A 17,362-nucleotide genomic window follows, 5' to 3' on the forward strand; every position below is an offset into this window, starting at 1 on the left:
ATGTTGTTATGAGTGATTTATTCACTTATAGAATCACATATGCAATCTAGACGGGATATGGCAATAGGGGAAATAAGACATTGGTCTAAGGTGAAAAAAGCTTGAGCGGCAGCTCAGCGCAAAGCGCCGAGCTACAACTGCCGCCAAGCATCCAGGAAGTCTTTATATTGTGCCGATAAACCAATACGCTTTTGATGAATCGGTTCATGCACCTGCCCAACACTCGAGGTAAATACAGGGCCATTGTCCTTATAAAAATGCAGCATGTTCGGTTCGAACGTCATACCTAAGTGAGCGCACACCTGCTTCAAGGTTTGCTCTGGCTGCTGACACAAATCTTCGTAACGAATACTTAGAATCCGGTCACCAAACACATCCAACCAATGCTTCATTAAGCGCTCTTCATGGCGCATATAACTAGCGATATCGCTCGGGCTCCAACTCCAGTCGGCACGACTGCGGAAGTTACTTTTGAAGCACGACCACGCGACGTCTTCGGGGCTACGCTGTATATAAATAGCTTTACCTTGCGGAAAAGCTTGCGCCCAAATGGCAAAATGCCGGCTCAGCTGAATGGTTTTATCAATTACTAAGTTACTGCCACCAAACTGTTGATTCACCGAATGCGCATAGACATCTGCAATATGATCAATTGCGCCTTGTGGATCACCATGCTGTTTTATAAAGCTTGGGAAGTTCGCAAAATTGTCGTTGCGCAAATGCATACTGGCATGACCAATGGCGCTCGTTTCTGCAGCACCTTTGACTTTCGAGTGTGCCGCCAAAATCTGTCCCAACAGGGTTGTTCCACTTCGCGGCAGACCCAATAGCGCTACCGAACGGTTATAATTCGTGCGGCTCTTCGGCAATTTCGCCACGGCTTCGGCACTGTGATTAGCAATAATGTCATTGATAAATTGTTCGTCAGCGCTCACCGAATAACGGCTTGCCTGCTGCATAATCGCAGCGCCAGCCGAATAAGCTTGATAGGCGTCATCAAAGCGACCCATATCGCCATAAGCTTTACCTAAGCTGTAATAAAACTGCTGACGATTCTTGGCATCAGCTTCAGGAATTGTCGCGAACGCTTGCTCAAGTTTGTTGAGCAACTCAGGATATTTTTTATAATCCGTAATACTGCTTAATGTGAACCACGTAATGCCTGACTGTGGCATTTTACGTAGCGCATGAATCAGATAATTTCGAGCACGGTCTAATTCACCGAGCTGAGCTTGGGCGGTTCCCGCAAAGTGATAAACACTGGGGTCGTCCAAGTCTTTTTTAATCAACGGTTCAATCAGTTTCAGGCCCCGTTGAATGTCGCTAGTTTCAGCATAAACACCGGCGTAGTTAATTAAATGGCGCAATGTTTGCGGCATCTCTGCGCGATAGATATCCGCAGCTTGCTTCGCTTTGTCTAACTCGCCAATACGAATAGCTAACCCTGCAATCTTTAACCAATCACCGCCTATTTTCGGCTTCCGCTCCAAAAAGTCATTCAAAATGGCAACGGTTTCCGAACGGTGTCCTTGACGCACAGCCGTTAAGGCATCATTCAGTGTGTACTGCTTTTGCAAGTGACTATCCTCATTATTATTATCGTGTTTTGAGTCAGAAAACTTGGGGAAATAAAGCCGGAAACCCAAACAGGTTTCCGGCTACTTCAGTTACTTTATTCAGTTAGTAAACGTGGCTTAGAAGCGAACGTCTACGCTGAAACGGAAATAACGTGGCGTTTGATACGCATCTGGCAAGTTATACAAATAACTTTCAGCTGCACTATCTGTACCGTTCGGGTTGGCACCGCCGTCCCAGTATTCTGCAACTTCGTTACGCTCGGTAACAGCATCGTTGTTGAATACATTGAACACGTCAGCACGCAACACTACTGGAATGTCGTTAACGTTCAACTCGTAACGAGCTGTTAAGTCAAGCGACCAGTTATTGTCGGTACGACCAACAGAACCACGTGGAACTAACTCACCGCCTTTGTAGAACGACTCTGCGCCGTACCAAGAAGCGAATACGTCAGTACCGTGAAGACCAAATGCACTCAACGGACGACCAGTTTCCCAACGGAAGTTAGCACCAAGCGTTAACGCTTCAGTGAACTGGTAAGCCGATTGTACTTTCAGCATGTGACGACGGTCGTTCGGAAGGTTACCGTAAGCGCCATCAGTCAATCCTGGTTGGTCAAAGTTAGTGGTTAAGCCTGCGTCGGTTTGGCCGTTATCTGAACGTACGAAACCTTCGTTGTTACCCCAGCTGTGTGACCAAGTATAAGTTGCATCAACCATCCAGTTGTCGGCGAAAGCACGACGGATGTTGAAATCAACAGCAGCATACTGACGCTTAGCTTCTGGGTAACCTAAGTAAGAACCAGGAATAGTGTACTGGCCGTACTCTAATGGACCATCGTAATCAGGGTCAGTTGTAACCGTTACATCATCACCTGGATTAGTTAGTACATAGTAATGGAAGCCAGAACAAGCAGTACAGCTTGAACCGAATTCAGCTTCTAAGTACTCGTTAAAGCCGTAGTCAATCGCGATATCTTCAAGCGAGCTCTTCAGATCACGATACGTTGCTTTAACACCCATGCTCCAGTTGTCAGACAATACTTGCTCAAAGCCTAAGATGAATTCATCTTGGTACATTGGGTCAAAGTCTGCATCAACGGTTTCGCCAGTACCTTTCAAAGTACCATCAGCATATACCGCACCGCCAAGAATCGCGTCTTCGTCAACGATTGGCGATAAATCATCATTAATACCTAATACGTCATAGATATAAATGGTGTATAGCTCATCACCGGCAAGACGGATGTTGGTGTTGGTCGCAACAGGTAAGAAATAACGACCGTAGTTAGCAAACGCTTTCGTTTCGCCATCGCCGAATACGTCCCATGCCAAACCAATACGTGGTGCCCACTGATCCGTTACGTCAACGAATTTCTCGCCAGCTTTGTTGTAGTTTTCGAACGTTTCGTTACGCAAACCAATACGTGCAGTAATGGTGTCGGTCACATTCCAAGTATCTTGCACGTAGAACGCGCTTGATTTGGTTTGGAAAGAACCGCTGTTCACGTAAGTATTGAAACGAACTCGAGCACAGTCAGCATTCAGCAAGTCGCCTTCAGTTACTGCGTCCATGTTCGCACAATCTTGGTATTGATAAAGTGTGTTACCAACACGTGCAGTTTCTTCAATCGCACTCATGTCTTCGTAATCGATACCGAAGCGCAAGGTGTGATCCATGCTCACATACCAGTCAACGTCGAAACGATAAGCTTTACGCTCATCTTCCATCACTGATGGCGTGTTCAAACCGAACTGGGTGAACTGACGACCAGATGGGTAGTGCACTGCACCTACTGGCGTATTTGCAGCGTTCACGTTGCTGTAAGTTGCTTTGTTCACGCCGTATAACGCGCTGATAGTAATATCATCAGAAACGATACCGGTGTATTGAACCGCATACGATTGACCACCACGCTCAAGCACGTAGTCGCCGAACAACTCACCGCGTGTTTCAGTGCGGCTATCAAAGCCATACTTCGACGTATCGAGGTCGCTTGAGTTATCCCAACCGGTAAATTCAAGAATATGATCTGGCGTGATGTACCAGTCTAACTTCAATGCATACAACACATCGCTACCATCGCGGTCATACGCAAGGGTATTACCGGTGTAGTCGCTGGTGCGATCTTTGAAGTTAACCAAACCAAAGAAGAACAATTTATCTTGAACCAACGCACCACTTGCCCACAAGTTGTAGTTAGTTTCAGAAATCTTGTCGTTATGGTTTAAACCGTAGTACTCGTAACCACCCAATTCAGCGATTGCGTTTGGATCAGTGACGATAGTGTCTGGTGCATTTTCACGCAGTGAATCCGGTTCAAAGTAAGCACTAAAGCCAGCTTCAAACTCGTTCGAACCAGATTTAGTGGTTGCATTCACAACACCACCGGTTGAACGACCGTACTCAGCTGAGTAACCACCTGTTTTCACTTCAAACGTTTCGTACATTTCGAATGGCAACTCTGCGCCACCCAAGCCGTTACGGAAGTTGGTTACGTTCAAACCGTTCACGTAGTAAACGTTTTCACCAACCGAAGCACCACCAAAAGAGGTCAAATTACCAAACGATGAATCACCTTTGGTTGTACCTGGCGCTAATAGTGCTACCGATGCGATGTCACGAGGAACTGGAACCTTCTCAAGGAAGTCTTGAGTAACAACCAGTTGCGACTCTGATGACGTCGTGTCGATCATTGATACGCTTGAACCACGCACAGTCAATGTTTCCATTGCATCTGCAGTAGCCATCGTTAGGTTGATAGTCGTTGTACCAGCAACACCAACGTTAACACGTTCTTCAGCAACGGTGCCGTAGCCAGACTTCTCAGCTTTCAGTGAGTAAGCGCCCGGTGGCAACAATGGGAAACGGAAGTTACCGCTCTCATTGGTGGTTGAGCTACGAGTCAAACCAGTTTCAAGGTTGGTGATTGTTACCGTAACTTCGCTAACCACTTGACCAGATTGGTCAGTTGATTGGCCTTGTAAATAACCTTTTGAGTTATCCTGCGCCATGGCAGGAGCGGCAACACCAAGTGCAGAAGCAACTGCTGCAGCAGCCAACGTACTTCTAAAGAAAGTACTCTTCATTCTGTTATTCTCCATGGGTTGTTTTTATTGTTCTAAAAAAGATGTGAAGCGGGGAATCCCGTTTTAAGACGCACATCCAATTTGTGACAAAGTGTAACGAATTATTACACCTCTCTTTTTGTAGCAACATTTGACCAAAAATAAAACCCCATATAAGAAAAACATCATATGACAACCAACTGCGTTATTCGTTACTCGTGCGCTTCGCTGTTCGTCCGTTCGGCTATGCCTCACTATTCGAAACACGAACAGCGCGAAGCGCGCACGAACAGCGAAGCGTACGAACAACGCTCTTGCAGTATCAGTTACTTTCCGTTTAACTAATCCAATCTATCGAAATATGAACAACGCGCACCCACATGACACTACTACTCATCTTAGCCTCATTGGCCTACATCGCCCTGCTCTTTGCCGTTGCGCACTGGGGTGACAAACCCAACTCGTTGGCCAATAAAATTAGCTATAAACCAATCATTTACAGTATGTCGCTTGCAATTTATTGCACCAGCTGGACGTACTATGGTGCGGTGGGTAATGCGGCAACTGACGGCTGGGCATATATTCCGATTTTGCTCGGGCCGTTCTTATTATTTATCTTTGCGTTGCCATTGCTGGAAAAGCTGGTAAGCGTGTCGAAACAGCAGAACATCACCTCGATTGCTGACTTCATCGCCAGTCGTTATGGCAAGCGTCAGCGCCTTGCCTTGTTTGTCACGCTGATTGCGGCACTGGCAACAATTCCTTACATCGCGCTGCAATTAAAAGCTGTTGGTCTGACCTTTGTAGTGCTGACCGAAAACACCTCAGCGTTGACCCAATTTTCGATTAATGAGCTCGTCGCCGCCGGAATTATGGCGGTATTTGCCATGTTGTTCGGTACTCGTCACATTGAGGTCACCGAATATCGTAACGGGATGATTCTAGCGATTGCGTTTGAATCCGCAGTGAAGTTGCTTGCGCTATTAGCCGCTGCGGTGTTTGCATACTTCTTATTTAATGATGTCTCACCCGTTAGCATGTGGGAGCAAGTCACCACACCAAGTTCAAAAGCTTGGAGTTGGGAGGCGCTAACCGAGTTTGATTTCATTGTTCAAACTTTTATGGCAGCCGGCGTTATTCTATGTCTACCGCGCCAATTTCACGTGGCGGTAGTGGATAACGTGAATGTAAACCACCTCAAAACCGCACGTTGGGGCTTTCCGCTGTATTTAGTTTTAGTTGCCGTCGCTATTGTGCCAATTGCGCTCAGTGGCGGTCTATTCTTCGGTAACGGCATTGATGGCGATACCTATGCCCTGCGCTTGCCGTTGCTACATGACCAGACTTGGCTAGCGGTATTTATCTTTATCGGTGGATTTTCTGCAGCAACCGCGATGGTCATTATCGCCTCGGTCACTCTCAGCACCATGGTCACCAACGACGTGATTATGCCGGTGATTTTGCAACGTCGTAGCCGCTTCCCCACAAGCTTTCAAAAGCGCCTCTTGTTTATTCGGCGCGTTGCCATCGCCATCATCTTATTATTGAGCTACTTATGTTATTACTTCTGGGCAGCCGGCACGGGGCTCGTAAGTATTGGCTTATTAGCATTCTCGGTGGTGTTACAACTGCTACCGGCGGTATTGGGTGGCTTGTATTGGCGTCGCGGTCACGCGCGTGGTGTGTATGTTGGCTTAGGTACCGGTCTGATAGCTTGGCTATTCGCTGTAGCGGTACCGATGTATTTACCGCACGACAGCACCGACACCAGCATTATTACACAAGGTACTGTGATCAGTTTGGCAGTGAACACCGCTTTCTACTTTGTGTTTTCACTGCTGGCACAGCCGCGTTTGATTGACCGTATTCAGGCGACGGCCTTTGTGAAACCGCGCACTCGAGTGCAAGAACACACCGTCGGTCGTCATCATCAAGCCACCAATGGCGATATGATGTTATTGCTACAAACCTTTGTGGGCGAGCAACGCACCGCACAATTACTCGATTACTTTGCCGAAGCACAAGGCAATGACAGCAGCCATACCAATAAAGAAGATGTCGCATCGCGTGAATTCATCGATTACGTGGAGCGCGTGCTCACTGGCGTACTCGGTGCCGCAACAGCGCGTTCACTGGTTGAGGCCGCGCTGCGCGATCGTCGCTTGCACCTTGAAGAAGTGGTGCACTTTTTTGATGACACCACCCAAGCGCTACAAACGCAACAAGCTATTCTGTTCAGCTCACTCGAAAACTTGGCGCAAGGTATTTCAGTAGTCGATGCCGACTTACGTTTGGTGGCGTGGAACAAGCGTTATCTTGATCTATTTGATTATCCCGACGGCATGGTGAAACCGGGCCAACCTATTGCCACACTGATTCGCTACAACGCCGAGCGCGGTGAATGTGGCCCTGGTGAAATTGACGAGCTGGTCGCGAAACGTCTGAAACACATGCAAGTGGGTTCACCACACCGCTTCATTCGTCGCCGTGGCGATGGTCGGGTCATTGAAATGGTGGGCAACCCGCTACCCAATGGCGGTTTTGTAACCTCGTTCACGGATATTACCGAACACGTTGAAACACAACAGGCGCTCGAAGAAGCGAATATCGATCTTGAGCAGCGCATTAACGTGCGCCAGAAAAAAATCCGCGAAATCAACAATGAGCTCACTGAAGAAATTGAACGTCGCCGCAAAGTGGAAGTAGAGCTGAAAAAGGCCACGCAACAAGCTGAAGAGGCCAACGCCTCAAAAACGCGATTCTTGGCATTAGCGAGTCACGATATTCTACAGCCATTAAACGCCGCTCGACTGTATTTGTCAGCCATGGACGAAAACAACCTCAACCACAATAACCTGCAACTGGTGAGTAAACTCGATACCGCGTTAGCTTCTACCGAGCATTTGCTGAGTACCTTGCTACAAATTGCGAAAATGGACCAAGGCGCGCTGCAGCCAAGCTTTCGCCATGTGCGCTTAAGTACCATTTTAGAGCCGCTGATTCATGAATACGGTGTGTTAGCCGAGCAACGTGGTATTACTTTAAAAACCCACTTGCACGACGGCGTGGTGTATACCGACCCGACCTATTTGCGTCGCATTATTCAAAACTTCTTGTCCAACGCGGTGAAATACAACCGCGACCAAGGCAAAGTATTACTTGCGGTGCGCAAACGTGGTGAGCACTTACTTATCGCCGTTTACGACACCGGCCCAGGTATTACCGCGCAGCAGCGCCACCGCATTTTTGATGCTTTCTACCGTGGCTCGCAAACCCGTGTTGAAGGGGTCGGTTTAGGCTTGAGTGTGGCGAAACGTATGAGCGAACAGTTGCACTGTGAACTGCGGCTTAAAACAGTTGAAGGCTCAGGTAGTTGTTTCTCAGTACAAGTACCGCTTGGCAACCCTTCGCAGGTTTACGAAAAGCCACAACAAGCCAATACAGCAGACGTGAACCGTGGCATGCAGGTGGTTTGCGTTGATGACGACCAAGAAAACTTAAGCGCCTTACGCGCACTTTTAGAGAAGTGGGGCTGTACTGTCGAAACCTTCACCAGCAGCGCAACCGCGCTTGAATACGCCAGCACCCATGAACGCCCCGATGGCATCTTGTTAGATTATCAATTAGGTGATGACGAACATGACGGCTTAAGTCTAGCGCGAGCGCTACGGCATTACTGGGGTGACACGTTATCCGGTGCGTTAGTAACCGCCATGCGCGATGACTCGGTGCGTAAACAAGCGCGTGAACAAAACTTGCACTTTCTGGCCAAGCCAGTCAAACCAGCCGCTCTCAAATCACTACTGAAATATTTGGAGCGGCAATAAGTTACATGCGCGCGAGTGGCGTCGCGCGACAAATACCATTTTCAAGCGATAATTGAGGCTCAGGAATCACCTCACAAGTACTCATTTCCCGAGTCGCTTGAATATGCTCAATACGCAATTGCGTATACTCGTCTATCAATTGCTGCAGCGTCTTCTCATCCGTCTCTTGGGTTGAGTATGCAATGTAATACTCAGGCCCACCGCAGGCGCGTTTGCCAACAGCCGCCATACGGCACTGATCAAACGAATCGGCGCGAGCAATCCCCACCATCGTACGAATCTGATTATCAAGCTCGGCAATGCGCGCATCGCGGCTCGCATCAGCAGCAGGATCGACACTCTGTTCTTGCTCAGTTTCATGGGTCATGGACACAATCCCATCGCTATTGGCTTGTTCGGCATCAACACAGCCAGTTATTGCAACAGCGAAAACTAACATGCCCAGTGCTTGAGTTAATCCTTTAGTCATAGCAACACCTCGTTGAATTACGGCGACAGAATCATCCTATCGCCGTTTTATTATGAATTATAGCAACTTAACATTCTAAGCATGGCGGCGGCGTAACCACACTAAGGGCAGTGCTAACAACACCATTAACCAGCCTAACGCGCCTGAGCTTTTCTTCGGTGGCGTAATACTCACCGACACCGTTTGCTGAGCGGTTGCTAGGCCGTCTGAGACAATAACCCGCACCTGCACCGTGGTTGCAGTCTCAACCGTTGGTGCAGTAAAGCTTGCTGTGGCTGAAGTTGCACCAGAGAGTGAAACACCAGAGCCACTGACAACCGCCCATTCGTAAGTCAACGCATCGCCATCGGCATCGCTACTTGCAGAAGCATCAAGCCGAACCGTGTCACCTGACGTGGCGGAACTTGGTGCATCCACGCTCACGACTGGTGCCGTATTGGTAATTTCGACCGTCACCGTCGCTGTTGCAGTAGGCGAGCCAGCTTCATCAACCAAACGCACGTTGAAACTATCACTGCCCGTATAATCGGCATCCGGTGTATAGCTCAGCGTCGCGCCAGTGAATGTCGCTGAACCATGCGCAGGCTGACTCACTAACACGCCAGTCAACGCGCCTTGCGGCTGAACCGAAATTGGTAACTGGGCAGCATACTCCACCGGCGAACCCGCATCGGTGCTGGTAATATTCATCAACACCACGTATTCACGACCTAACTCCGCCGTTGCTGTCGCGAAATCAACTTCAGCAGTCTGGTTGGCGGTGCCGGTTACTGTCAGGTCCGCGAGTGGGCCAATGTTACTTACCGTCACCGGCACGTTCATTAATACTTCGGCGCGCTCACCATAGGTAAAGCTAGCCGCCAGTGTCGCACCATCGGCTGGATAACTGCCGATACTTGTCGCAGAAGCGTAATGCGTTGCACCGACGTCACCGCGCAAGTTCTCTAGGCCAATCGCAAGCTTGTATGTCGGTGCGCCGCTATTCACATCCACGTAGTTATAAATCACTTCATTGGTGCCCAACTTGAACCACACGTTGAAAGTAAAACGTACGCCACTGTCGGTGCTGCCTGAGGCAACCCAACTGCGCGCATTTTGCCATTCCAGCACCAAATAGGTATCCGACCCTTCAGTGACAATGGCGTAATTCATCTCACCATCACCGTTCACGAACTCAAGGTCAGTCCAAAACGGTGCAATGATGCCATTCGGCTCACTCTCATTTGGGAACGAATCAGCGGCAACCGCAGTAAACAGTGCGCGGCTTGCCCCAAGCTCGACCACACCGTTACTCCACATGGAGAACACGTTATGGTCAATGCCATCAAAGCTCCAAATCGCCCCGTCGCCTTCAAGCTCAACTTCCGCTACCAGATCATCACAGCCTTCGCTACAAACACTGGAGATACTAATGTCGTTGCTGAGCGCTACATCGGCTAATGACATACCGGCAAAAGCAAAACCCGACGTGGTCGCAATATTGGCCGCATCCGGCGCATCATTTTGATCGCCCTGCCAAATCACTGAGCCAATCGTTTCTTCAACCGTTAACGCCGTTTGCGTGCTGCGTTTTAGCTGTAAATCGATATTGTCGTAATCAACTGCAATACCGCTGCTGGTCGGTAGCGCCACCGAAAAGGTGGTCGCGCCATCGGTAAAGCCCAAGCCACCGCGCAATTGCAACTGCATTGCCTCGCCAGCTACCGCCGCACCCGAGGCAATCGCACCAGAAATGATCCGTGGGTCATCTGACGTTGAGGTATATACAGCAACCGGCAAACGCGCTGGCGAATAACCGCCCGAGTTCGCGGTAAAGGTTACCCCACCATATTGCCAACCTGCTTCTGCAAACGCCGTATTCACAGTAATCGTAAAGGCCTTGGTTTCATTCGCTGCCAGCGTAAACGTGGCTGGGAAAGTCGCCGACATATCTGGGTCATCAAACGTTGCAGTGACATTCCACGTTTGCGCGCTGTTGGTTAAGTTGGTCACACTGCGTGTAAATTCGCACATGCCTATACATGCATTGTTATTCAAATAGGCACGATCAAAGCTGATTCCTGAATCGGCCGCAGCAGCCAGATCAATGCGTCCAGCACCCACTTGATGCGGTGTCGCTTGATTGTCGTTGTCACTTTGCTTAATCGCAGGATTTGCCGCAGTCATCAACACCGACTTAATTTGCTGATGCGTCCAGCTTGGTTTGAGATCACGTAATAACGCTGCCGCGCCGGCCACATGCGGGCTCGCCATTGAAGTTCCGCTCAATAACGCCACTTGGCCGCCCGGATAAGCCGACAAAATTCCGGTTCCTGGCGCCGCTACTTCTGGTTTCAAGATCGTACTATCGCGATTTGGTCCCCGCGAACTAGAAGCGGCCAAACGGTCTTGAGCTGATTCATTGATCGTGCGCTCAGGCGGATTAATCGTCACCTGCTCACCTGCGGTCCAGTCGGTTTCAAGTTGGTCGCCGGTAACTTTATCAATCGAAACGCTAGGAAGTGTCGCCGCCCCCATATCCATGCTAATTGAACCGTCAACATTGTTATAAAGCACCATGGCGCGGGCGCCAGCGGCTTGTAAATTATTCGCCTTTTGCTCGAAGGTACAGGTACCGCGCTCTACCAACACAATCTCATTGGTGAACAATCCCGAACTAAAACTACTACAAGCTAGTGGATTCGACGGCGCATCGTTCTTAACAGTGCGAAAAGCACCACTAATCGGGCTTGAAATAGTGAAATCCCCTTGCCCAATTAGCACAGGAATCGCATTACTATAATCACTGTGTTCCATCGTGACCGCAAAGCTGCGACCGGTTTGGGTATTGGCTACCGCAAACATTTCATCCAGACACGCAGGGCATCCCATGCTGCTCTCAGTCGGGCCATCGTTACCGGCAGCCGCGACATTAATAATGCCCATTTCGTCAATAGCGCGCACAATATCGGCTTCGTATGGCGCCACGCCATTATCTAAGCTACCCCATGAGTTGTTAATCACATCAGCGCCGTCATCCGCGGCTGCTTCAAGCGCCTGAGCTAAACTGATCGACGAGCCCGTGGTGGTGCCATCAGCATTCACCCACAGCGCTTTGTAAACCATCAAATTAGCGCCTGGCGCAACACCTGAAAAGTTAACGGCAACGCCATTGAAGGTCGTACTCACTGGGTTACCAGCGGCGGTACCCGCCACGTGCGTGCCGTGACCATCTAAATCTTCCGGTGAATTTAAGAATTCATCTGGGTGCAAGTCAGCACCGGTTGGTGCGAAATAGCGCGCAACCACTAATTTGTCATTACAGAATGACGGTGTGGTCGCACAATAATCATCGGTCACGCCCAAATCTGGTCGGGTATGTCCGTTATCTTCAAACATGATGTGATCTGGGTCGATACCGGTATCTAAAATAGCAATGTTCACCCCAGCACCAGCTTGTGCTTGGCCACCTAAGCGTTGCCATAATTCTGGCGATTCAATAATGCCGTTCGATGTATCTGTTTGCACAAAAACTTCACGGTCGGCATACACACCTTTCACACCTGGCATACCCGCCAACCGCTGCGCTAAATCATCACCGTCATATTCCACCACCATGGCGTTCAACAACAGTTTCATTTGCTGCTTCATCGCCACCGCTGGTACTTTCTGCGCTATCGCCGCAAACACGTCTTTCTGGCGCTTCTGCACATAATTTGAATAATCAGCAACCGCTTGGCTACCAACCTTTAAGCGCTCGTTACCGGTTACACTGGCTGAAGTTGCCGCATAACCAGCAATACCACCTTTGTAAGTCGCCACGCTTGGCTCATCGAGTTGAATTAAGTAGCGTTTAGGCGCGGTAACGCGCACCTTGGCCTCGCTTGCTTGCGGAAGTTTACGCTGTGGTGCTGGCACGGTGCGCTCGTTCACTTTCACCTGAATATCGGTGGTGAGAGCCGCAGCCGAAGCGCCGCCAGTCAGCAGAGTCGCAATGGTTAGTGCAAGGGTTGTCTGTAGTGTTTTCATAGTTCTTTTTATACTCATAAAAAACGGCGATAGTTCATACTATCGCCGTTTTAGACCAAATTACAAAAGAATAAATTTTGTAATAATTTATTTTAACTTAACCTTTACTACGGCGTAGCCATACCAACGGCAGAGCTAGCAATACGAACAACCAACCCATTGAACCGCTTGATTTTTCTTCTGGCTCAATCGTAATGGTGATCATTTGCTGGCTGCTCGCACGACCATCAGAAACCGTCAGCACAAAGTTCGCTTGAGCTTCTTCAAAGACACGCGGTGCCGTGAAGGTCGCAACCGCAGTATTTGCGTTATTCAACGATACCGTTGCACCGCCAGCGAACTGCCAATTGAAGGTTAAGGTGTCATCCTCGGCATCAGTGGTACCAGATGCATCCAGACGCACAATTTCATCGGCTGAAACTGAACTTGGCGCATTGATATTGATTACCGGCGCGGTGTTTGGATCAGCTAACACAGTCATCACCACATCGCTCGTCGCAGAAGCAAGACCATCGCTCACGGTTACCGTGAATCCAAAGTCAGTGTCCTCTTCTTCAAACAATGGTGCGGTGAAACTAGCCTGCGCTGTATCTGCACCGCTCAGCTCAAGTTCAGGACCAGCAGTTTGCACCCAGCTGTAGGTTAACGCATCGCCGTCAGCATCCGCTGCCGATGATGCATTTAACACCACGGTATCGCCGTTTTCAGCGGTTTCCGGTGCCGTTGCAGTCACGGTTGGTGTTGCGTTGGTAACCGTCATTGAAACCGTATTTTCCGTTGACGTTGCGCCTGAAGCATCGACCACACGATAACTGAAGCTATCGGTACCCACATAACCTGCATCCGGTGTGTAGGTTGCGGTCATGCCATCAAGGCTGACGCTACCGTGCTCTGGTTGCACCGTCACTTCAACGGTTAAACCGCCGTCTGGTTTAATCAGCAACGGTAATACGGCGTCGTAAGACACGGTGCCGCTGGTGATATTTAACAACGTGGTTAAATCGCGTTGTGGCGCGCCAACAGCGGTAGTTAGGTCAACAGACATAGCTCGACTATGAGCACCTTCGCCTGCTGCACTCGCAACATCACCGAAAGTCGCCACGCTGGCATCCATGTCAATTTGCACCGATGCCAACTCACCTTTGGTCATACCGGCGACAATCACATCGCTATCGGCTGGGTAATAACCACTACCATTATAGAAGGCCATCGTGCCAGCAGTACCGTCAATATTCTCCAGGCCAATCACACCTAAAGCTAACGGCGTTGCTTGGTTAATATCGACATAGTTGAAGAAGGCTTCATTTGAGTTTAACCGGAACCACACGTTAAACGTATACGTTGTACCAGAAGTACTGCCGTATTCCTGAACGTTGTACCATTCAAACAACAACCAATCATCAACACCGTCATTAACTAAACCGTAACGAAGTTCACCTGTACCTGCTGCCACTTCAAAGTCAGTCCAAAGTGGCGCTAACACGTTATTCGGTGGTGCAACGTTCGGTAAAGTTTGGTGACTCCAAGTTGAACCAACCGTGCTTCCACCGATTTCAATCACACCATTTTCCCAGAAGGTCATAAGGGTGTGTTCGACACCAGCGTATTCCCACGTTGCGAAACCATCGATATTGAGACTTAGAGCATACTCATCACAGCCTGCATCACAGCGAACAACTGGAGTGATACCGAAACCAGCAAGGTCATCAAAGCCCCATCCCGGGAATGGGAAGCTGCCAGAAAGCGCCAGCGTTGGTGTTGGTGGTTCATCTGTTTGGGTACCCACCCACGTGTAGGTTCCAGCGGTGGTGTCAACTGTTGAACTAGTGGTGGTACTGAGCGTTTCAGTCACCGTTACCGAATCGGCATCTAACACGAAGTTTTCATCAGCTGGGAACTGCGCAGTGATTGTCACATCTTCACCGGTGTCACCCAACGCAGACATCAATGTCATGGTGAGTGGTGCTCCTGCAACCAAGTCACCTGCAGTAATGCCGCCACTGAATACGCCAGAATCTTCTGACAATGCGGTGTATACAGCAATCGGTAAACGCGCGTCAGCGAACGTGCCGCTAGCATCGGTTAACGTGAGCGTACCGAATTGCCAGTTTTCATCCGCTTGGCGCCCATTCACTTCAAGCGTCAATTCAGCTGTGCCACTTGCATCGATGCTAATAGTTTCTGGGTAAGTTGCGGTAACATTCGGGTTATTAAAGTCAACCGCAACATGCCATTCACCGGCAGCATCGTCCAAATTCGTAATTTCACGGGTGAAGCTACAAATGTTCAAACACATTGGGTGAGCGAACGAAGCGACATCGAAAGTGATGCCCGTATTGAAGGCACGTGGCAATTCGAGACGTCCTGCACCGACGTCAAACGGATCAGCTGGCGTTTCGCCATCATCTTTCAACACACCGTCAACCGATGAGGTCATTAAGATAGACTTCACTTGTTGAGGTAACAAGTCAGGTTTATGCGCGAGCAATAACGCCGCTGCGCCTGCCACATGTGGGCTTGCCATAGAGGTACCGCTAATCGCCATGTAACTTTGCCCAGGCGCGGCCGACAAAATATCATGACCCGGTGCCGCGATTTCTGGCTTCAACATATTCGGATCGCCGTTCGGACCACGTGAACTGAAGTCAGAGAGCACATCAACGTTCGCGTCATCAATAATCGCCGCAGCTGGATTGATCGTTGCCGATAAGCCAGCAGTCCATGCCGCTAGTACCGCTTCACCATCAGCTTGCCCAATCATCACGCTCGGTAAGGTGGCAGCGCCCATGTTCATACCGGCCGCAGCACCGGCATTGTTATAAACAATCAAGGCAGTAGCGCCAGCCGCTTGTGCGTTATTGGCTTTAATTTCAAAGCTACAGGTTCCGCGCGAGATCATCGCGATATGGCCAGCAAATGCATCCGCTGGGAAAGCATTACAACCTTCGAAGTTTGCCGCGTCGATTTCTAACGCCGGCATTAACGGCCCAGTGATTGCCGAATCAATCGTGAAATTGCCACTTCCAGCAATCGCGACAAAATCATCGAAACCTTCAACGGCAACTGGGTTGCCAAAGATTCGACCGGTGCGCGTGCTCGCGACCGTAATCGTTTCTTCAATACAACCTGGGCAACCAACGGTCATTTCACCTGGGCCTGAGTTACCTGCAGAAGTTACCGTTACGACGCCCATTTCATCTAGCGCCTGCATAATTGGCGTGTAATAACTACCCGCAGGTGTCCCACCGGCACCACCACCCCATGAGTTGTTGATTACATCGGCGCCATCAGCAGCGGCGTCTTCAAGTGCATCCGCAAGGCTTAGCGTTAAACCAGAACCACGTCCATCAACTGTGTTCCACAAACCTTTATAAACAAAAAGGCTAGCGCCTGGTGCAACACCAGAGAAGTTCAACGCAACGCCATTAAACGTGGTGCTAACTGGGTTACCCGCAGCAGTACCCGCCACATGTGAACCATGACCATTCATATCTTGCGGCGAATCCATGAACTCATTCGGATGCACAGAACCGGGTGCTGGATAATAACGAGCCACAGCAATCTTGTCGTTACAAACGCCCGGGTTCAGTGCGCAGTAGTCATCGGTTGCTGATGTGGTTGCTGGATCATGACCATTGTCGGCAAACATTGGATGCGCAAAATCAATCCCGGTATCGATAATCGCGACATTGACACCTTTACCCGCAACATCTTGACCACCAAGTATCTGCCATACTTCAGGTGAATTGATAAGGTTGTTGGAGGCATCCATATCAGTGTAAACAACATGGTCTTCATGCACCGCTTTTACACCCGGAATACCGCGTAACTTGTCTTTTAAATCAGAACCTTTGTATTCAACAATGGCGCCGTTGAAGGTTAAGGTTAAATGCGATTGGGTTTTCAATTCAGGAATACGCTTGCGCACCTCGCTTAAAACCGTTTCTTGACGGCGCTGTAGGTACTGCGCGTAGCTTTGTACTTTGTGTGATTTAACATCCAGTTTGTCAACACCAAGCGCTTTCGCTGATGTTGCTTCGAATCCAGCAATGCCGCCTTTATAAACAGCAACCGCTGGTTCAACAAATTCGATAAGGTAACGGCTTGATTGCTGTGCTTCCGCGAATTCTTCAATAGTCATTTTGTGCTTTTCGCCAACCTGTTGCGCTTGGCGTTCAGTCACTTTAATGGCTGCATCTACTTTATGAAACTCTTGAGCCGTCAATGTCGATACCGACGTTGCCGCAGCAACCGCTATCGCTAATGTCGACCAACGAGCAGTTCTTGTTGTTGTCATTGCTCTTCCCTTTTTGTTCGTCAAATATGTACGACATTGACAGTCGCAAAGGAAGAAATTACCTACAAACTGTTAACAAATGAATCAATTTTTATTCAAATTTGTAACAGAATGT

The 17,362-nt window shown here is 49.3% G+C and carries 6 protein-coding genes; 1 reads left to right on the top strand and 5 read right to left on the bottom strand.

All coding sequences use genetic code 11. The annotated features are described in order from the left end of the window. Positions 1-131: 131 nt before the first annotated feature. Positions 132-1,577: a tetratricopeptide repeat-containing sulfotransferase family protein gene (locus BM292_RS05470; RefSeq protein ID WP_092856102.1), complete on the bottom strand. Its 1,446-nt coding sequence runs from the start codon at positions 1,575-1,577 to the stop codon at positions 132-134. 117 nt (positions 1,578-1,694) lie between these two features. Further along, complete coding sequence (locus tag BM292_RS05475) at positions 1,695-4,667, bottom strand: TonB-dependent receptor (RefSeq protein ID WP_092856104.1); 2,973 nt, start codon at positions 4,665-4,667, stop codon at positions 1,695-1,697. Positions 4,668-5,026: 359 nt separating this feature from the next. Between BM292_RS05475 and BM292_RS05480 the strand changes: the two genes are divergently transcribed. Then, complete coding sequence (locus BM292_RS05480; protein ID WP_092856106.1) at positions 5,027-8,473, top strand: PAS domain-containing hybrid sensor histidine kinase/response regulator; 3,447 nt, start codon at positions 5,027-5,029, stop codon at positions 8,471-8,473. A gap of 1 nt (position 8,474) precedes the next feature. Here the strand turns inward: BM292_RS05480 and BM292_RS05485 are convergent, their stop codons facing one another. The 3 genes from BM292_RS05485 to BM292_RS11840 all read right to left on the bottom strand — a co-directional run bounded on the left by BM292_RS05485 (position 8,475) and on the right by BM292_RS11840 (position 17,247). Then, on the bottom strand, positions 8,475-8,942 hold the full coding sequence (locus BM292_RS05485; protein ID WP_092856108.1) for a hypothetical protein: 468 nt from the start codon (positions 8,940-8,942) through the stop codon (positions 8,475-8,477). A 75-nt stretch (positions 8,943-9,017) separates the two neighbouring features. Further along, positions 9,018-12,950 carry a S8 family serine peptidase gene (locus BM292_RS11835; protein ID WP_177203785.1) on the bottom strand — a complete coding sequence of 1,311 codons (3,933 nt, stop codon included), beginning with the start codon at positions 12,948-12,950 and terminating at the stop codon, positions 9,018-9,020. Between the two features lie 97 nt (positions 12,951-13,047). After that, positions 13,048-17,247: a S8 family serine peptidase gene (locus tag BM292_RS11840; protein WP_092856112.1), complete on the bottom strand. Its 4,200-nt coding sequence runs from the start codon at positions 17,245-17,247 to the stop codon at positions 13,048-13,050. Positions 17,248-17,362: the final 115 nt, after the last annotated feature.

Source organism: Pseudidiomarina tainanensis (assembly GCF_900115255.1).
Classification (GTDB): domain Bacteria; phylum Pseudomonadota; class Gammaproteobacteria; order Enterobacterales; family Alteromonadaceae; genus Pseudidiomarina; species Pseudidiomarina tainanensis.